The sequence below is a fragment of the Hymenobacter qilianensis genome (assembly GCF_014638675.1).
Taxonomy (GTDB): domain Bacteria; phylum Bacteroidota; class Bacteroidia; order Cytophagales; family Hymenobacteraceae; genus Hymenobacter; species Hymenobacter qilianensis.
In genome coordinates this window covers 688061-707510 of sequence record NZ_BMFN01000001.1, presented here as the reverse complement: position 1 = coordinate 707510, position 19450 = coordinate 688061, and the positions used below count along the sequence as shown (strand labels likewise).

Annotated in this window: 14 protein-coding genes; 9 read left to right on the top strand and 5 right to left on the bottom strand. The window is 54.9% G+C overall.

Translation table 11 applies throughout. The features are described 5' to 3' along the window. Positions 1-65: 65 nt before the first annotated feature. From IEW06_RS02965 to IEW06_RS02955, 3 genes are all read right to left on the bottom strand, one after another. A complete protein-coding gene (locus tag IEW06_RS02965; RefSeq protein WP_188547399.1) occupies positions 66-1085 on the bottom strand; it encodes a M28 family peptidase in 1020 nt (339 codons plus the stop codon). Between the two features lie 162 nt (positions 1086-1247). Next, positions 1248-2753 carry a cysteine--tRNA ligase gene (cysS, locus tag IEW06_RS02960; RefSeq protein WP_187733977.1) on the bottom strand — a complete coding sequence of 502 codons (1506 nt, stop codon included), beginning with the start codon at positions 2751-2753 and terminating at the stop codon, positions 1248-1250. A gap of 314 nt (positions 2754-3067) precedes the next feature. Next, positions 3068-4177, bottom strand: a complete 1110-nt coding sequence (locus IEW06_RS02955; RefSeq protein ID WP_187733978.1) for an endonuclease/exonuclease/phosphatase family protein — start codon at positions 4175-4177, stop codon at positions 3068-3070. Between the two features lie 180 nt (positions 4178-4357). On the opposite strand from IEW06_RS02955, the gene IEW06_RS02950 reads away from it, so the two are divergent. The 5 genes from IEW06_RS02950 to IEW06_RS02930 all read left to right on the top strand — a co-directional run bounded on the left by IEW06_RS02950 (position 4358) and on the right by IEW06_RS02930 (position 14015). Continuing rightward, complete coding sequence (locus tag IEW06_RS02950) at positions 4358-7819, top strand: DUF7948 domain-containing protein (protein WP_188547397.1); 3462 nt, start codon at positions 4358-4360, stop codon at positions 7817-7819. Between the two features lie 164 nt (positions 7820-7983). Next, the gene (rimP, locus tag IEW06_RS02945) at positions 7984-8427 is read left to right on the top strand and encodes a ribosome maturation factor RimP (RefSeq protein ID WP_187733981.1); all 444 of its coding nucleotides are present in this window, start codon (positions 7984-7986) and stop codon (positions 8425-8427) included. A 170-nt stretch (positions 8428-8597) separates the two neighbouring features. Further along, positions 8598-9884, top strand: coding sequence for a transcription termination factor NusA (gene nusA, locus IEW06_RS02940; RefSeq protein ID WP_187733982.1), 1287 nt, complete (start codon positions 8598-8600; stop codon positions 9882-9884). Between the two features lie 122 nt (positions 9885-10006). After that, positions 10007-13117: a translation initiation factor IF-2 gene (infB, locus tag IEW06_RS02935; RefSeq protein WP_187734233.1), complete on the top strand. Its 3111-nt coding sequence runs from the start codon at positions 10007-10009 to the stop codon at positions 13115-13117. A gap of 166 nt (positions 13118-13283) precedes the next feature. Next, on the top strand, positions 13284-14015 hold the full coding sequence (locus IEW06_RS02930; protein ID WP_187733983.1) for a putative outer membrane beta-barrel protein: 732 nt from the start codon (positions 13284-13286) through the stop codon (positions 14013-14015). A gap of 66 nt (positions 14016-14081) precedes the next feature. On the opposite strand, the gene IEW06_RS02925 is transcribed toward IEW06_RS02930, so the two are convergent. Next, entirely contained in the window at positions 14082-14522 is a 441-nt protein-coding gene (locus IEW06_RS02925) for a hypothetical protein (protein WP_187733984.1), read from the bottom strand. Positions 14523-14785: 263 nt separating this feature from the next. Continuing rightward, positions 14786-15205 carry a large conductance mechanosensitive channel protein MscL gene (gene mscL / locus IEW06_RS02920; protein ID WP_187733985.1) on the bottom strand — a complete coding sequence of 140 codons (420 nt, stop codon included), beginning with the start codon at positions 15203-15205 and terminating at the stop codon, positions 14786-14788. A 145-nt stretch (positions 15206-15350) separates the two neighbouring features. Here mscL and IEW06_RS02915 point away from each other — a divergent pair, with 145 nt between their 5' ends. The 4 genes from IEW06_RS02915 (at position 15351) to IEW06_RS02900 (ending at position 19365) form a co-directional block, all read left to right on the top strand. After that, positions 15351-16139, top strand: a complete 789-nt coding sequence (locus IEW06_RS02915; RefSeq protein ID WP_187733986.1) for an enoyl-CoA hydratase/isomerase family protein — start codon at positions 15351-15353, stop codon at positions 16137-16139. Positions 16140-16145: 6 nt separating this feature from the next. Next, a complete protein-coding gene (locus IEW06_RS02910) occupies positions 16146-17663 on the top strand; it encodes a lipopolysaccharide biosynthesis protein (RefSeq protein WP_187733987.1) in 1518 nt (505 codons plus the stop codon). A 150-nt stretch (positions 17664-17813) separates the two neighbouring features. Beyond that, entirely contained in the window at positions 17814-18248 is a 435-nt protein-coding gene (gene dut / locus IEW06_RS02905) for a dUTP diphosphatase (protein ID WP_187733988.1), read from the top strand. Between the two features lie 106 nt (positions 18249-18354). Beyond that, positions 18355-19365 (top strand): sugar phosphate nucleotidyltransferase, encoded by a 1011-nt coding sequence (locus IEW06_RS02900; protein WP_187733989.1) that lies wholly within the window; start codon positions 18355-18357, stop codon positions 19363-19365. Positions 19366-19450: the final 85 nt, after the last annotated feature.

Genomic DNA, 19450 nt, shown 5'->3' with positions numbered 1-19450 from the left:
CATGCTATCCAAAAAGCCTCCCCTGATCAGGGGAGGCTTTTGCGGTTTTGAATTTTCTGTGGCCGCTACTCAGCGTACACCGTCTGTAGCACTGTCTGCCCGACGGCTTTGAGCGTACGCCGGTCGATGATGCTCATATTATCCTGCGTAGTGTGGTGGTAGGCAGGAAAATAGTCGTCGCCGATGGGCAAGTGGTCGATGATATCGATGGTGCGTACGCCGGCCTGATTGGTGTACACGTGGTCGTCGGTGATGCCGGGGCTGTCTTGAAACAGGAAAAAATCGGAGTAGCCGAGGCGGGCGGCCGTATTCCAAACCTTATCTACTACGTCGCGGGCTACTTCGCGGGAGAGCTGCTCACGACTGAACTTGGCGTTTTGGGCGCCCACCATATCCAGCAAAATGCCATAGCTTGGTTTGTAACCGGCCGGCAACAGGTTTTTAGACCAATACTGCGAACCCAAGCACCAGGTATCAGTGCCTTGAGCGGCCAGCTTGTTTTGGAGTTTGCTCTGCGTGGCAGTGTCGTACCCATAGTCCTCGGCGTCGAAAAGGATAAAATCGACACCCACGGCAGGGGCTGTGCTATCGGACTGCTGGCTCAGAACGCGGGCCATTTCCAGCGCTACCGCTACACCACTGGCCCCATCGCTGGCCCCATCGAGCGGGGCGTTCGGATTTTGTTTGTCTTTATCGGCGAAGGGGCGCGTGTCCCAATGGGCGAACACCGCAACGCGGCGAGCGGCCTGGGGGGCAAATTGGGCGATGATATTGCGGGCACGCAGCATTTTGCCATCCCAGGCCATAGCCTCGAATGGCTGCTCGCGTACCGTCAATCCCATTTGCTTGAACTCCGCCACCAGCCAATCGCCGCAGGTTGCATGGGCTGGCGAACTAGGCACTCGGGGGCCAAAAGCTACCTGTTTGGCTGTAAAAGCATACGCCGAATCGGCATTGAAGGCGGGGGCAGCGCGCATGGCGGGCTCTTCTGGAGTGGTGGCAGATTCCTGTCGGGTTCTGTCGGGGCAGCCTGTGAGCACTAGCAGTGCAACTACAGCAACAGGAGCAAGACGAAAAAGCTTCATAAGGGGCACAGTATCAGCGGGCTTGACTTGGCGCGTTGTTCGTTGGGTGGGCAGCAGACAGTGGGCCGCGCCGGCTTCTGTTTGCGGATAAGCAGCAGGGTAAGAAACGCTGGGGGGCTTTTTTATTGCCCTCTGCGGTTCCGGTGGTAGCATTAAGTGCTTTTAGTCTTCGCTGTAGGCCCAGTCGACGCCGGTTTTTAGGTCTTTAATGACAATACCTTGCTGCTTCAGGGCAGCCCGAATCTGGTCTACCTTATCGTACGCTTTGGTGGCTTTGGCTTCCTGATAAAAATCCAGGGTCAGGTTTAGAAGCTGTTCGGCATTGGCGCGCGGCTCATCCTGAAGGCCCAGAATCTCGCTTACCAACGTGCGGTAAGCGGTGGTTGCCTCATCCAGGGCCGCTTCGCTTACCGTAGCCAGCGTGGGCAGATTAGCAAAGAAGCCGTTGAGCTTGCGCAGCAGATTGAATAGGCTGGCTATGGCCCGCGCAGTATTCAGATCGTCATTAAGCCCCGTAAAGCAATCGGCGACGAGCTTGCGCAGCTCGGTGTCGGCCTTCTCGGTGTCTGGCTGGCGCTCTGTTCCTTCGGGCAGGCTCAGCTTTTCCAGCAGGCGCAATCCATTCATGAGCTTGCGGTAGCCTTTGCGGGCCGCCTGCATCGCCTCATCCGACACATCAACGGGGCTGCGATAATGCGCCTGCAACAGGAAAAAGCGCACTACCATAGGCGAATAGGCCTGCGTAAGCGTAGCCGTGGGCCCCTTGAACATACTGCCCAGCAGCACGAAGTTGCCCAGGCTCTTGCTCATCTTGGTGCCATTTACGGTTATAAGGTTGTGATGCACCCAGAAGCGCGACTCGTCGGTGTGGGTATGGCTGCCCTGGCTCTGCGCTATCTCGCACTCGTGGTGCGGAAACATCAGATCCAGGCCGCCGCCGTGAATGTCTGAGAGCTGGCCTAGGTACTTGCGGCTCATGGCCGAGCACTCGAGGTGCCAGCCGGGAAATCCATCGCCCCAGGGCGAAGGCCAGCGCATAATATGTTCCGGCGACGCTTTTTTCCAGAGTGCGAAATCCAGGGGGCTGCGCTTTTCGTCCTGCCCGGCCAGCGTGTCGCGGGTGCCGGCCAGCTGGTCGTCGATGCTTCGGTTGGAGAGCTTGCCGTAGCGGTCCTGTTCGGCATTGTAGCGGGGCACATCGAAGTATACACTGCCGTTCACTTCGTAGGCAAAGCCATTGGCAATGATTTCCTCCACCATGCTGATCTGCTCCGTGATGTGGCCGCTGGCCTGGGGCTCGATATCGGGCGGTAAGCAGCCCAGCGCCAGCATATTCTGGCGGTAAAGATTAACGTAGTGCTGCGCAATCTGCATGGGCTCCTGCCGCTGAGCGCGGGCAGCTTTTTCCATCTTGTCCTCGCCTTCATCGGCGTCACTTTCGAGGTGGCCTACGTCCGTGATATTGCGCACGTAGCGAACGGTGTAGCCGAGGTGGCGGAGGTAGCGCGTGAGAACGTCGAAGACTACCGGGCCACGGGCGTTGCCCAAATGAGCCTCACTATACACGGTAGGACCGCATAGATACACGCCAACGAAAGGCGAGTGTACAGGTTCGAACGCCTCTTTGCGGCGGCTAAGGGTGTTGTAGAGCGAAAGCGGGTGGTGCATGCAGTAAAAGTAAGTACTTACAGCTTGGTAAGCTTAGAGAATAGCATCTGGTACGTGGTTTACCGGTTATCGATTAACCAGAAATAAATCCTGCACTAGCAGCTCGGAAAGGCTATTTATTAGTACATAATTCCTGTGAGTAGTATATAAAGTTCAATGAGTAGTTTAAACTCAAAGCCGATAGTAATAAAATAGTTGGCTGTTGTTGGCGCTTTGCAGATTTAAAAAAGCCCCCAGATCATCGTAGCTTGTCAAATACTGCTGCGCTCAGGTGCGCTCAGGCCCGAACGCACCTCACTGGGTTATCGGCAGCTTTACTTCAGGCGGTATGTGCCCGACGTCGGGAAATGGTCGGAGTAAGGAATTTCGTAGTGCACCTGAAAGTCTTCGACCAGCCAGCGCGGACCGGCAAACTGGTGATCGATGCGGACGAAGGGCAGGCGGCCGTTATAAGTAGCGCCTACGCCGGTGCCAACGGTAGTCCAGGCATTCTGAAAACGATCGGCGAGCTGGTCGTAGGTGTAGCTGTAGGGAAGATCGTTGAGGTCGGCGCAGAGCAGAATAGGGTAGCGGCAGCGCTCAAAGCGGCGGATTAAAGTGTCTATCTGTACGCTGCGCGCAATGAGGCCGCGCTTGTAGCGGCGTAGCAGGCCGCGGCCCTCCCGCTTCAGCCCTTCCCGACTCGAATAGCTATCGACAATAGCTTTTTCCTCCATGCTCATACTCTGGAGATGAAAGTTATACACCCGAATGGTGTCGCCGGCGGGCAGCCGCACGTCGGCGAACATGGCGTGATTCTGCGTGAGCTTGCCAAAGGAAATGGTGCCCCGCTTTACAATCGGAAAGCGAGAAAAAATGGCCAGCCCAAATTCCGCCCCGATGCCATTGGTCAGCGTTTTGGATAAAAAAGCCCCCCGCCCGCTTTCCTCTCCAATTTTATCGACTGCCCGAAACACCTGGCCATCCTCCCGGGAGCCGCGGGGCTCATTATAGAATTCCTGCAGGCACAGCACATCGGCGGAGTTGTCGGCCAGCCACTGAATCATCTTTTTGGAAGAAGCCAGATCAGGGTCGCGGAGCTGCGGGTACACGTTGAAGATGCGCACGTTGGCACTCAGCAGCCGCACTTGTTTATCAGCTTTGCCGGTGGGCGCCTGCGCCGTATGCAGCGGATGTAAAGCCACGCCCCGCTGAAAATGCGGCCAGGTAAGCAAGGCGGCTAGCAGGGGCAGAGCTGCCACGCGCCAGTCGCGCAAAAACCAATAAACGACAGCTAGCAGATTTAGCGCCAGTGCGACGGGCAAGGTAAGCGCTCCAAACGACGCTGGCCAGAACGTGTGAGCCGGAATCTGCACGCACCCAATGGCTACCAAAAGCCACAGCAGAATTAGCAGAGTACACTTGAAAGCGAAGGAGCGACGCACGAATAAACAACTCTTAATTACGGAGAACTCAAAGGTAGCGCATGCACCGCGAATGCCGCCGGTGCTCACTTGATAAGCCAGTAAAAGCTGGGGGGCAAAATTCCGCTTCTCACCCGCCCTGACCTAGCTGAAGCCGCCTCAATAAATCGTAGCTTGCGCTATCCTTATTTAGCTGACACTATGCTGTATTCTACCCTTCGTTTACTTCTATCTACAGTGGCGCTTACGGCCTCTGTCTGGGTATCGGTTCAGGCCAAGCCCGCAGCATCGGCCCCAACTACCAAGTCATTAGAGTTTGTGGAGAATAAGGGGCAGTGGGATGCCCGCGCGCAGTACATGGCCGAGCTGCCCGCGGGGCGGCTATTCCTCGAAAAAACGGGCTTCACCTACACCTTCGCCGACCCGGAAGCCTTACGCAGCCACCGCGAGCATTCGAGCCCCGCTGGCGCCGGTTCGGAAAAACTACGGGCGCATGCTTACCGCGTCACCTTTGATGGCAGCAGCTCAGGCACCAGTCTTACTCCCGACGAGCCCACGGCAGGCTTTCGCAATTACTTTCTGGGCAATGATGCCAAGCATTGGGCGTCCAGCGTCCGAGGGTTCAGGCAAGTGCGCTATACCAATGTGTACCCGCGCATCGGCGCCCGAGTATACGAGAATGCGGGGGGCAATTTGGAGTACGACTTCACGGTGCAGCCGGGCGGCAAGCCATCTGCCATTCGGCTGCGCTATACCGGCACCGAGCGTCTGAGTCTGGAAAACGGTCAGCTAGTGGTGCAAACCAGCGTGGGCACCGTCACGGAGCAAACACCGAAGGCATGGCAGGAAATAAACGGGCAGCGCGTGCCAGTGGCGTGTGCGTTTATACTGGAGAAAAACGTGCTCAGCTTCCGCGTGGGCGCTTATGACTCGCGCCAGCCGCTGATTATTGACCCCACGGTTATCTTTTCGTCCTTCACTGGCTCAACAGCCGATAACTGGGGCTTCACGGCTACTTACGACGCGCAGGGCAATATGTACTCCGGCGGCATCGTGTTTGGATTGGGCTATCCGGCATCGTTAGGGGCTGTTAGCCAGAGCTTTGGCGGTGGGGTTGATGTGGCCATCATTAAGTATAACACAACCGTGCGGGGCAGTGCCGCCCGCTTGTATGCCACGTACTTGGGGGGCAATTTGATCGACGCTCCGCACAGCTTAGTGGTAAACAGCCAGAATGAATTGGTGATCCTCGGCTCTACGGGCTCCAACAACTTTCCCGTTTCGCGCACCACGTTCGACGATTCCTTTAATGGCGGGCCCCGAGTTGTTCCGCAAGGCGGCGGGCCCGGAATGAACTATGAGGCAGGGGCTGATTTATTCGTGAGTAAGCTTAATAGTAGCGGCAGTACGCTGGTGGCCTCCACTTATTTAGGCGGCACCGGCACCGACGGTATTATTCTGGGCGCTACGACGCTGACCCAAAACTACGGCGACGAATTCCGGGGAGATATTATCACCGACACAGAAGGAAATATCTACATAGCCTCTACCACAAACAGCACTGGCTTTCCGGTTCGGAACGGTTTCCGTAGTACCAGTCAGGGCGGCGCCTCCGATGCCGTGGTGCTAAAGTTTGCCGCCGATTTGCGCACGTTGGTTTGGTCCAGCTATCTGGGGGGCTCCGGTGCCGACGCGGCCTATTCCATACAAATAGATGATGACCGCAACGTGTATGTGAGTGGCGGCACTACCAGCTCCAATCTGGCCGGTACCACGGGCCGGTATCAGCCCCAGCTGCGCGGCGGAATCGATGGGTTTGTGGCACGCATCAGCAGCGATGGAGCTGCTTTAACCCACGCCACGTATGTGGGCACCCCGGAAATAGATCAGACTTATTTTTTGCAACTGGATGCCGTTGCTAACGTGTATGTGCTGGGCCAGACTCGGGGCGCATTTCCGCGTACGGCCGGCTTATACGGTGTAGCCAATGGCCGCCAGTTTGTGCAAAAATTCGATAACACACTTACTACAAGCCCGTACTCAACGACGTTCGGTACCGGCCGTGCTGTGCCCGACTTATCTCTAACAGCCTTTCTGGTAGATGATTGCGAGCGTATCTACGTGAGCGGCTGGGGCGGCGCTACCAACTCCAATGGCGGCAATACGCAAGGTTTGCCCACCACGCCCGATGCTTCCCAGCGCACCACCGATGGCTCCGATTTTTATATTGTTCAGTTTAAGCCGGGCATGACGGCTATTGAATACGCTACTTTCTTTGGGGAAAATGGTGGCCGGGGCGAGCACGTAGATGGCGGTACTTCCCGCTTTGATAAGCGGGGCGCTATCTACCAAGCCGTGTGCGGTGGCTGCGGAGGCACTTCGGGCTTTCCAGTGCCGCCGGGGGCCAATTTTTATAGTACTACCAATAATGCGACTAACTGCAATAACGCCGCCTTTAAGATAGACTTCGCGGCTGTCGTGGTGAATCCTGGTCCCAACCGGACGGTGTGCTACAACGCCGGCGCGCAGCGTTTGGGCGGCAGTCCGGCTGGCGGTGTCTGGAGCGGCCCGGGCGTTACAGCCATTGCAGGCGGTGGCTACCAATTTACTCCCAGCGCTTCATTGGTAGGTCGCAATACACTGACTTACACTGTAAACACAACCGGCGTGTGCCAGAGCACCAAGCTACTGCGCATGACCGTAACTCCGGAGGCGGCCATCACATTTGCGCCCCCGGCCACCGTGTGCAGCAATACTACGGCTGTGCCGCTCACAGCTACGCCCGCCGGTGGTACCTTTAGCGGACGAGGTGTTACGGGAAGTACCTTCAATCCGAGCGCAGCTGGCATAGGCTCCCATGTAATAACCTATACGCTGGCTGATACTCTTGGCTGCGGCACGTTTTCCCGCACAATCGTGGTGGACGCCCAACCCGCCGTATCAGCCGGTCGCGATACTACGCTATGCTCGGATGAAACGCGGGCCTTCCGCATGTTGCGTGCCTCCCCAGTCGGCGGCGTCTGGAGCGGACCCGGTATGACGGCTGATGGCATGTTCACTCCGCCCAACACCAATAATCTGGGGGGCATTTTTACCCTTGAGTACACCGTAACAGTAGGCGTTTGTAAAATTGTATCGACTCGTAAAGTAACCATAGCGCCTACGTCATCTACCAACGTAAGCCTGAATACGCCCGAGTGCCAGGCTGCGCCTGAATACACTGGCTTAGCGCCCTTCACGATGCAGTTTGCACCCGTATTGGCTGGCGGTAGCTTTAGCTGGGATTTTGGCGACGGTACCACTTCCAATGAGGAAGCGCCTAGCCATGTATACGAAAATCCCGGCACATACCCCGTGCAGCTTACAGCTCGATACGCCGGTTGCACCGTCGTCACGCAGTTTGCGGCGGTGAAAGTAGGTAAGGTACAGATGCCGAACATCTTCACACCTAATAATGATAATCTGAACGACACATTTGCCCCTCGGATCAGCTGTAAAAACGCTCATCTGACCGTGTTCACGCGCTGGGGCAGTAAAGTGTACGAAGCCGACAACTATCAGAACGACTGGAGCGGCGACAAGCTACCCGAGGGTGTTTACTACTATCTGCTGCGCGATACAGACGGCAAATCAGCGAAAGGCTGGGTAGAGATAAAACGGTAGGCTCATGTCACTGCATCGTATCATCGGCGCAGCCTTGCATTCAGCCGAATATTGTACTATCTTTGCACCAGCAATGAAGTTAAAAAGAGGGGACGAGTCGTCCCCTCTTTCTTTTGTCACCTAGTTCAGTCTGTATGCGATTTGACCGTACCCAACTACTCGAAATGCTCCAAGAAAGCCTGTCCGGCCCGGAGCTGTTCGTTGTGGGCCTGACCGTGTCCGACTCCGCCGTTCGCCCCAAGATTACGGCCATCCTGGATAGCGAGCAGGGTATGGGTATTGAAGAATATGCCCGCGTAAGCCGCCGTCTTGCCCATCGCATCGATGAAACGTACGGGGAAGAAGCCAGTTACACGTTGGAAGTTACCTCCCCCGGTGCCGACCAGCCACTGACCGATTCACGCCAGTACACCCGCCACGTTGGCCGTAAGCTGCAACTGAAACTCACCGATGGCACTGAGAAAACCGGGACCCTCGAAGCAACTGAGGCTGAAGGTGTTCAGCTGACTGAAGAAGTGAAAGAAAAGAATAAAACGAAGACCCTGCCCACCGCATTTATCTCCTTCTCAACCATCGCGGAGGCTCGGGTTGTGATTTCATTTAAATAGGAATGCAGGTTTTGTTGAATGAAGCCGAATATCCGGCTGTATTCAACTTCTGGGGGGCAAATTTTCAGCTCCGGCAACTGCCGCTAAACCAGTAATATCTGCTTAAATTGTAACTGCTGCTTGCTTTTCGCATCTGCGCAATCTCTTTAAATCTGCAAAATCTGTGATTTATGAACAGCAACGTGCTAATTGAATCGTTCGCCGAGTTCGCCCGCTCCAAGAACATCGATCGTCCTACCATGATGAGTATTCTGGAGGACGTGTTTCGCACGATGATCCGGAAAAAGTACACTACCGACGAGAACTTCGACGTAATTCTGAACGTGGACCAGGGTGACTTGGAAATTTGGCGTAACCGTGAAATCGTGGACGACAACTCCGAGGATATCTGGGATTTCGATAAAATTCCGTTGACCGAGGCTCAGAAAATCGAGGCCGACTTCGAAGTAGGCGAGCAGGTAGCCGAGGAAGTAAAGCTCGAAGACTTCGGCCGTCGGGCCGTGCTGATGGCGCGTCAAACGCTGATTCAGCGCGTAAAAGATTTAGAGCGCGACCACCTCTACCAGCAGTATAAGGATCAGGTAGGCGAAATCGTGACCGGCGAAGTCTATCAGGTTTGGAGCCGCGAGGCTCTCATCTTAGATAAAGAAGAAAACGAGCTTGTACTGCCCAAATCGGAGCAGATCCCGAAAGACCGTTACCGTAAAGGCGACAACGTGCGTGCCGTAGTGCATCGCGTTGAAATCATCAATGGTACGCCCAAAATTATCCTTTCGCGGGCTGCACCGGCGTTTTTGGAGCGCTTATTTGAGCAGGAAGTGCCTGAGATTTACGATGGCTTGATTACCATCAAAAATATCGTGCGCGAACCCGGTGAGCGGGCCAAAGTAGCGGTAGAAAGCTACGATGACCGTATTGACCCGGTTGGTGCTTGCGTAGGTATGAAAGGGGCTCGTATTCACGCCGTTGTGCGCGAGTTGGAGAACGAAAATATCGACGTTATCAATTACACAGATAACTTAGAGCTATATATACAGCGGGCTTTATCGCCGGCTAAGATTGGCTCAATGAAAATCAATGAACAAACTGGTAGGGTTTCCGTGTTCTTGAAGCCCGACCAAGTAAGTTTGGCCATTGGCCGCGGCGGTGCCAACATCAAATTGGCCAGCCGTTTGGTAGGAATGGAAATTGATGTGTTCCGCGAAGCTGGTGACTATGACGAGGATATCGCCCTCGACGAGTTCCAGGACGAGGTAGAGCCCTGGGTATTGGCCGAATTGAAAAAAATCGGACTTGACACAGGCCGCGCCGTACTAGCCGTCAGCAAGGAAGATATCGTGCGCCGCACGGAACTGGAAGAGGAGACTGTCGAAGACCTTTTCCGTATCATCAAGCAAGAATTCGACGACAACAGCGAAGAACAAGAAGAACAAGCAAATTCCGGCGACGCGCAATGAGTGCGCGGCGGCCGGTCCGGCAAGGGCGTTGAATTGTGCCAAGCGGCGCGATTCAACGCCGTTCGGCAAGATTTAATATAGTACCTTTGCACCTCAATACGAGTATCGTTCGCGAGCACAGAATGGCGGAAGTAGCAACTAAACGGCTGAATCAGGCGGCCAAAGACCTGAACGTTGGATTGTCCACTATCGTGGATTTTCTGGCGGGCAAAGGGCACCAGATCGAAAACAAGCCAACGACCAAGCTGACGGCTGAGCAGGTTTCCCTGCTCGACAAAGCTTTTGAGTCATCGGCTCAGGATAAGATCGAAGCTGCGAAGCTCAGCCAGGCCAAGCGCCAGAGCGAGCTGGAGGCTTCTGCCCATGCCCGCCCCGAACCCGTGGCTCCTAAGGCCAACGGTGCTACTGCTGCGCCCGCCCCAGCCGAGGCACCCGTAAAGCCAGCCGAAGAAATTCGGCCAACCGCGCCTGCTCCGGCACCTGTGGTTGCAGAAGCCGCGCCTGCCCCGGCTCCAGTTGCTACGCCTGCTCCTGCACCACCAGCTGAGGCGCCAAAGGTGCCCGGCTTGAAAGTGCTAGGCAAAATAGAGCTCGACGCAAAAGGACGGCCCGTGCCTCCGCGGCCAGTGGCTGCCCCTACGCCTCCAGCACCGGCCCCTGCTCCGGTAGTAGCCGCGCCAGCTCCGACTGTAGCTGCTACACCGGCTCCTGAGCCAGAGCCAAAGCCCGCACCAGCTGCACCAAAAGAAGTTGTTGCGCCTGCGCCGGCTCCTGTAGCCGAAGCAAAGCCCACGCCGGCCCCAGCGGCACCGACTCCAGCTCCGGCTCCACCAGTTGAAGCTCCAGTCGCCGCTGCAGCTCCAGTTGCGGCAGCTCCGGTACCCGTAACTCCAGACGAACCAGTGGCACCAACTGTTGAGGATAGCACAATCGTAGCTAAGGCCGATCAGCTGAAAGGCCTGACGGTGCTAGGTAAGATTGAGCTTCCCATGGATGCCTCACGCCGTGGTGGTCGGGGTGCCCGTCCCGTCGCTTCGTCGGATGTGCGCAAGAGTGGCATAAATCAAGATAACAAGAAAAAGCGCCAGCGCATTGCTATACCCGGCTCGCCTGCTACTCCTGGTCAAGGAGGTCAGGGCGGCCAAGGCGGACAGCAAGGTGGTGGATATCAGGGTAACCGCCCAAATACTCCCGGTCAGCCGCGCCCAGCTGGTGGCCAAGGACAGGGTGCCCCTCGTCCTGGTGGTCCTGGTCCGCGTCCAGGTCAGCCAGGGCAGAATCAAAATGCCCCCCGGCCTGCTCCCGCTGCTAATAACCCAGAGCAGAACGATAAGCAGATTCAGGAGCAGATCAAGGCTACGTTGGCTAAGCTCAGCGGTGGCCGTGGTGGCAACCAGAACAACCGGGCAAAGTATCGCCGTGATAAGCGCGCCGGTGTAGCGGAAGACCGCGAAGCCCAACGCGCTCAGAACGAGTTGGATGCTAAGACGCTGAAGGTAACTGAGTTTATTTCGGCCAACGACCTTGCGTCCCTTATGGACGTATCGGTAAACGAAGTAATCAAAGTGTGCCTGAACATGGGCATGTTCGTTTCCATCAACCAGCGCCTCGACGCGGAAGCCATCACCGTTATTGCCGATGAGTTTGGCTACGATGTGGAATTCCTGTCGGCTGAGGAAGAGGAAACCGATGTTACGGTTGAAGACAGCGAAGAGGACTTAGTGCCCCGCGCGCCGATTGTGACCATCATGGGCCACGTCGACCACGGCAAAACATCGTTGCTTGACTATATCCGGAATGCGAAGGTAGCCAGTGGCGAAGCCGGTGGTATTACCCAGCACATCGGCGCTTATGATGTAATGACCGCTTCTAACAAGCGCGTTACCTTCCTTGATACGCCGGGTCACGAAGCCTTTACGGCCATGCGTGCCCGTGGTGCTAAGGTGACGGACATTGCTATCATTGTAATTGCGGCTGACGACTCTGTGATGCCACAAACGCGAGAAGCCATCAACCACGCGCAAGCCGCTGGTGTGCCGATCGTAATTGCGATGAACAAGATTGACAAGCCGGGTGCTAACTCCGAAAAGATCCGTGAGGAGCTGTCGGCTATGAACATCCTGGTGGAAGAGTGGGGTGGTAAATACCAATCGCAGGAAGTATCGGCTAAATCGGGTCTCGGCATAGACGACTTGCTCGAAAAGGTATTGCTGGAAGCCGAATTATTGGAGCTGAAAGCCAATCCTGACCGCAATGCAGTCGGTACTGTGATCGAAGCCATGCTAGACAAAGGCCGTGGCTACGTAACGACGGTGCTGGTGCAAACTGGTACGCTGCACGTAGGCGACGTTGTGTTGGCTGGTCCGCACTATGGCCGCGTAAAGGCCATGACCGATCACCGCGGTAAGAAAATGAAATCAGCTGGTCCGGCTACGCCGGTGCAGGTACTCGGTCTGACCGGTGCCCCACAGGCTGGTGATAAGATTCAGGTGATGGAAACGGAGCGTGAAGCTCGTGAACTTGCCACCCAGCGTCAGCAACTCTCGCGTGAGCAGAGCATGCGCACCAAGAAGCACATCACCCTTGATGAGATTGGGCGCCGCTTGGCTATCGGTTCGTTTAAGGAACTGAATGTGATTGTAAAAGGTGACGTGGACGGTTCGGTAGAAGCACTTTCGGATTCGCTGCTGAAGCTTTCTACTCCTGAGGTGAAGGTGAATATCCTCGCCAAAGGTGTGGGCGCCATTTCCGAGTCAGATGTACTGTTGGCTTCGGCCTCCGATGCCATCATCATTGGCTTCCAGGTTCGTCCTTCGCAGAGTGCTCGCAAATTGGCCGAACAAGAGCAGATCGATATCCGTCTCTACTCGATTATCTACAATGCTATCAATGAGGTGAAAGATGCCATGGAAGGCATGCTGGCCCCATCGGTGCAGGAGATAGTAGTTGCCAACGCCGAGGTTCGTCAGGTATTCAACATCACCAAAGTGGGCTCTATTGCTGGCTGTATGGTGACGGAAGGTACCTTCACCCGCCGCACCCGCGTACGTGTCGTGCGTGACGGTATTGTGGTGTACGCAGGCGAAATTCAAGACCTCAAGCGCTACAAAGACGATGTGTCGGAAGTGCGCCAGGGCTATGAGTGCGGTATCTCGGTGAAGAACTTCAATGATCTGCGCGAAGGCGACAACATCGAAGGTTTCGAGGAAAAAGAAGTGAAGCGGACACTGTAAAAAGTTGCCGACGAAGTAATAGTGAATAAAAAGCCCCCCAACATACCGTTGTGGGGCTTTTTACGTTTAGCCAAAAGCTTTACCGCTCGCCGCAGAATCGCTTAGCTTTGCAGCAGACTACTTTAACTACCAGCTGGCGCAACTGTGCCAACTGCTTTTACTACTTATGAGAGCATTTTCGCTTCTACTGTGCCTTACGCTCTGGATGGGTCTGAACTCATTAACCTTGGCTCAAACCGCCCGGCGACCCACTGCCAAGCCAACAGCCAATAAACCGGCTTCAACGCCGACAAAGTCAGTTCCAGCTAGTGCTGAGACGTCAGGCGACGACGAAATTCCGCCCCTCGATACCCGCTTTCCTGAGTTATTCAAACCAGAAAGTACGCCTACCTTTCGTAAAGGCTACTCGATAGTGAATTTGGGCTTGGGACTGTTGAGCCCCAACAATGGCTACGATCTGTTTGGCAGCCTGAAAAGCGCACCAGCACTTACCTTGGCTTATGATCGGGGCGTGGTAGAAGGCATCGGGCCGGGTACTATTGGTCTGGGGGGCATTATTGGCTACAAAGGTTACCGCTACGACTTTCCCAACACCGACGAAGACGCCACCTGGACCGACATCGTACTTATGGGGCGTGCTACCTACCATTACAATTTCACCACCAACCCTCAGCTCGATACCTATGGCGGTATCAGCTTGGGTGTGCGGGCTAATTTTTATAAAAACGAAGTTTCAACGGCCGCTGAACGTGACCGTTATACCGGCGACGGCCTGCACTTAGCGTATGGGCTGTTTGCGGGCGCACGCTACTACCTCACCGAGCGATTTGGAGCCTTTGGAGAAGTAGGTTACGACATGTCGTACCTGAAACTCGGACTCAGTTATCGATTTCAATAAGACATGAAAAAAGGCCCCCAGACCTAGTCTGGGGGCCTTTTTTCATGTAAGACAACGCTGAAAGAATTAAAAAAACAAAAAGCCGTTGCGTTTCTTATGCTTCAGCGGCTTGCCTTTCGGATCAATGCCGGGTGCGGCCCGCGAGAGGCCGCGCTTCTGCTTGGCGGTACCAACACGCTTGTCTTTGAATTTTTTGACCGTGAAGCCGCCCGTACCCTTATCGTACTGACGAGCCGGGCCAGTGCCGCGACCGAAGCTGGTGTTGGCCGTGCTGGCACCGGAGCGAGCTTCCAGAATTTCTAACTGTTGATCACGCTTCGCGTCATCGGGGTTCATATTCATTCGGCGCTGCATGCGCGCCACATCAGCCGACTCGTCTTTCGATTTCTGTTTACGAGGCTTGGCTCCTGCCTCCTGATCGGGTGCGGGGGGCACAACCTGGGCGTAAGCAGGCGCCATGAACAGACCGGAAAGCGCCAGCACTGCGCCGGCAAGAAACTTTTTCATGCACAAAAGATAAAGAGAGGAATAGCTACCAAACGACGGAAGGGCAACTTTCGTACCCGTCCCGGCAACGGGGTCTGTATAAAGTTAGTTTCAAACGCCAGAAACTTGTAACTGAGTCTACCAGCCTGAATTTCTTTGGGTTAGTTGCGTTTCTTCGGGTCGCTAAGGTTGCGCACAATAACCGGAATAGCAAAAAAGCCCCCAGCTTAAGATCAACTTTTGGCTGGGGGGCTTTTTTGCTGGTACTCATCGAGCAGTGTGGATTAGGGACGGCGCAGGGCGTCACGGATTTCCATAAGCAGTGCCTGATCCTTCGTTGGACCTGGATCTACGGCCACCACTTCTGTAGGCTGGCGGAAGCGGTTAGCAAAGCGCACAATCAGGAAAACGCAGAAGGCGATGATGAAGAAGTAGATAACTGCGTTCAGGAACAGTCCAAAGTTAAGCGTCGCGGCTCCGGCTTCCTTCGCGGCTTCAATAGTTGCATACGACTCCCCATTAAGAGCTACAAACCAATTCTTAAAGTCGACGCCGCCCGTAGCCAACCCGATTAGGGGCATGAGAATATCTTCAGTCAAAGAGGTAACGATTCTGCCGAAAGACGCACCTATAATTACGCCTACCGCGAGGTCGAGCACGTTGCCTTTTGCTACAAATTCTTTGAACTCAGAAATAACGCTCATAGGATTACAAGTTAAATGAGAGAGGCTTAAGTAAATATATAAGTATTTGCTTGAGGAAGCTTAACAGTGTCTGCAACCGGAGAATAGTGCCCCAATGGTTTTGCTTTATCTTTGCGGCCATTCTGTTTTGCCCTGCCCCACCACCATGACTACTTTCGACAATCTCCTTCTAGACCTCGATACCGCTTCGGGTATTCTTACCATCACCCTGAACAGGCCCACGAAGCTCAATGCCTTGAATAGCGCCACCATCAGTGATATCCACGGAGCCATGCAGCAAGCTCTTGATGATGAGCAGGTGCGAGGAATAATTATGACGGGAAGCGGCGAAAAGGCCTTTGTGGCCGGTGCCGATATTGCCGAGCTGGCGGGGCTGAACGAAATCAGTGGCCGCCGCTTTGCCGAGCAGGGTCAGGATGCCTTTGCCCTGATTGAGGAAAGCACGAAGCCCGTTATTGCCGCCGTCAATGGCTTTGCTTTGGGTGGCGGCGCTGAGTTGGCTATGGCCTGCCATCTGCGGGTAGCCAGCGAAAACGCCCGCTTTGGGCAGCCTGAAGTAAACCTAGGATTGATTCCGGGCTACGGCGGCACCCAGCGCTTGGCCCAATTAGTAGGCAAAGGCAAAGCGTTGGAAATGATGCTCACCGGCGACCCCATCAAAGCCGACGAAGCCCTGCGCTTGGGTTTAGTAAATCATGTAGTGCCCCAGGCCGAGCTGTTGGGCTTTTGCCAGCTGCTGCTCATGCGCATCCTCAGCAAAGCTCCCTTAGCCGTGGGCTTAGTGATTGACTGCGTGAATGCATTTTACGATCCTGAGCGCCACGGCTACCAGACCGAAGCCAACTCTTTCAGCCGGTGCTGCGGCTCCGACGACTTCCGCGAGGGCACCAGCGCTTTCCTCGATAAGCGCCCAGCCGCTTTCACGGGAAATTAAGCTAGCATGAGCGTCGCCAAAAAGCTGGCCAGCCAGACGGCTGTGTACGGCCTTAGCAGCATACTGGGGCGGGCGCTTACGTTCGCCCTGGTGCCGCTGTATACGGCTCGGTTTGCACCTAGCGAGTATGGTATCGTTACGGATCTGTATGCTTACGTGGCCTTCCTGAATATCGTATTCACCTACGGAATGGAAACGGCTTACTTCCGCTTTGCCAACCGTCCGGGCACCGACCGCCGCCAGCTATATAACCAGGTGATGAGCATGCTACTAACTAGTAGCCTGTTGCTCAGCGCATTTCTGGTGCTACTATCTGGTCCGTTAGCCGATGCCCTCCGCTACCCCGACCGCACCACCTACATCGTGTGGCTTGCTTTGGTGCTGGGCCTCGATGCCATAGTGGCCGTGCCGTTCGCCCGGCTGCGCTTAGAGAATAAAGCTAAGAAGTTTGCCGCTATTCGCTTCACCAATACCCTGGTGAATGTAGGTTTATCCTTGTTTTTCATCGTTTTCTGCCGCGATGTGTACGAGGGACGCATGCTTCCCGAGTTGCGGCCCTTGGTGGCGCGCATCTACAATCCGGAGTTAGGCGTTGGCTATATCTTTTTGATTAATCTGATAGCCAATGCCCTGTACATTCCGCTGCTCTGGCGCGAACTGCTGGACTTTCGCTTCCGCCTGAATCTGGCGCCGCTGCGGCCTATGCTGCAATACGCTTACCCGCTGATGTTGATGGGCTTAGCGGGCATGGTAAACGAGGTAGTCGACCGTATTCTGCTCAAGTACTGGCTGCCCGAAGGCTTTTATCCCGGACAAAGCAACCTGACGGCCGTCGGAATCTACGGTGCCTGCTACAAGCTGGCCATTTTTATGTCGCTGGTCATTCAGGCCTTCCGCTATGCGGCCGAGCCTTTCTTCTTTTCTCAGGCAGATGACAAAAACTCGCCGGCTACGTTTGCTGTCGTTTTAAAGTGGTTTACGCTCTGCTGCGCCGTTATTTTCGTGGTCATCAGCGTTTTTATCGAAGACTTTGGTTTGCTGCTGCGTAGTCCTGAGTACCGCACGGGCCTGGCGATAGTGCCGGTTTTGCTGCTCGCAAACTTATTTTTAGGTGTTTATTACAATTTGTCGGTCTGGTTTAAGCTCACCGATAGAACCTACTTCGGTACCTATATCAGTGTTGGCGGCGCCATACTGACTGTCGTGCTCAACCTGCTGCTCATCCCGATATTAGGTTACATGGGCAGCGCCCTTGCCACGCTGGCGTGCTACTTTACGATGGCGGCTATCTGCTGGTGGCTGGGCAACCGCTACTTCCCCATACCCTATCCGGTGCTGCGTATTAGTGTGTGGCTGCTGCTGGCTGTCGGGCTGGTAGCCGCCACGTGGTTTATCAATATCGAAGACTACTGGCTGCGGCATGCTTTTCATTTGGTAGTGTGCTTAGGGTTTGTGGGGGGCATTTTTTTAGTTGAGCGCGCCGACCTGACGCGTAAGACCAGGCCCCAGGTGAAGCAGGCTTAGCACAACGGCCGGGAGTCGCAAAAAAGCCCCCCAGACATGATATCAACTCTCAGACCGTCGCTTTTACACTTCGCTTTTAGCAGCGAGTGCCTTATATTCGTTTAGTTGCCCCCAAATCGTTTACTCTGCTGTTCGGGCTATATTTGTCGCATGCTGATTCCTATTATTAATCGCTCTACGCATCCATTGCCAGCTTACCAGACTGCTCATGCCGCGGGCATGGACGTGCGCGCTTATCTTTCAGAACCCGTTACGCTGCACCCTTTGCAGCGTGCCCTCATTCCAACGGGGCTTTTCATGGAGATTCCCGTGGGCTATGAGGTACAGGTACGGCCCCGCAGCGGCTTGGCTTTTAAGCACGGCATCGGCATCGTCAACAGTCCTGGCACCATCGACGCCGATTACCGCGGCGAGCTGAAAGTGCTGCTGGTCAACCTCTCAGATGAAGAGTTTGTGGTGCAGGATGGGGAGCGCATTGCTCAGTTGGTAGTAGCCCGCCACGAAACGGCCGTTTGGCAGGAAGCTGCCACGCTAAGCGAAACCACGCGCGGAACGGGTGGCTACGGCAGCACCGGAGTTAATTAGCATTGACTTTGCGAACGTTAAATCCCAGCGGAAGCAACCCAACTACAGTATTTCAGTTAGTATACATTCCGATCAACTCAAACTAGCAACCCAAACAACCTACTACATGAAAATCATCGTCCCGATGGCCGGCATGGGCAAGCGCATGCGCCCCCACACACTCACCGTTCCTAAGCCTCTGATTCCGATTGCGGGCAAGCCAATCGTGCAGCGCCTCGTGGAGGACATCGCGAAAGTTTGTGGAGAGCAAGTAGAAGAGGTGGCTTTTATCATCGGACGCTTTGGCGAGACAGTAGAGAAAAGCTTGGTGAAAATTGCCGAGTCGGTAGGGGCCAAAGGCTCTATTTACTATCAGGATGAGCCCCTGGGTACTGCTCATGCTATTCTGTGTGCGAAGGACTCGCTCAGCGGACCGCTCGTAGTAGCTTTTGCCGACACTTTGTTTAAAGCCGATTTTACGCTGGATAGCTCCGCTGCCGGTACCATCTGGGTACAGCGCGTCGACGACCCGAAGCCCTTTGGCGTGGTGAAGCTGGATGACCATGGCCAGATTACGGACTTCGTAGAAAAGCCCACAGAGTTTGTGTCAGATCTGGCCATTATCGGCATCTACTATTTCCAGGATGGCGACTATCTGCGCGACGAGTTACAATTCTTGCTCGACAATGATATCAAGGACAAAGGCGAGTTTCAGCTTACCAATGCCCTCGAAAACATGAAAAACAAGGGCACAACCTTCGTGCCCGGCCGCGTAACCGAGTGGCTCGACTGCGGTAACAAGGACGCCACGGTGTTTACCAATCAGCGCTACCTGGAGTACTTGCAGGAGCGGGGCGAAAAGCTGGTATCTGAATCGGCTACTCTGACCAATTCCATCGTGATTCCACCAGTGTATATTGGTGAGAATGTGAAGATTACTGATTCAGTGGTTGGCCCGCACGTTTCATTGGGCAACAATGCCAACGTGCGCCAATCAGTTGTTTCTAACTCAATCGTGCAGGAATCGGCTACTGTATTGAACACCAACGTGACCAATTCTATGATTGGCAACCACGCTACCGTTACCGGTGTGCCTCATGATTTGAGCCTTGGCGACTATAACACGCTGCGCGTGTGACATTTTCCGCCTCTCGGACGTTAGCAATAGCGCGGACTTATGTTCGCTGGTTTGTTTAGTGCGAAGCCTGCTTCGTTTTAGTACC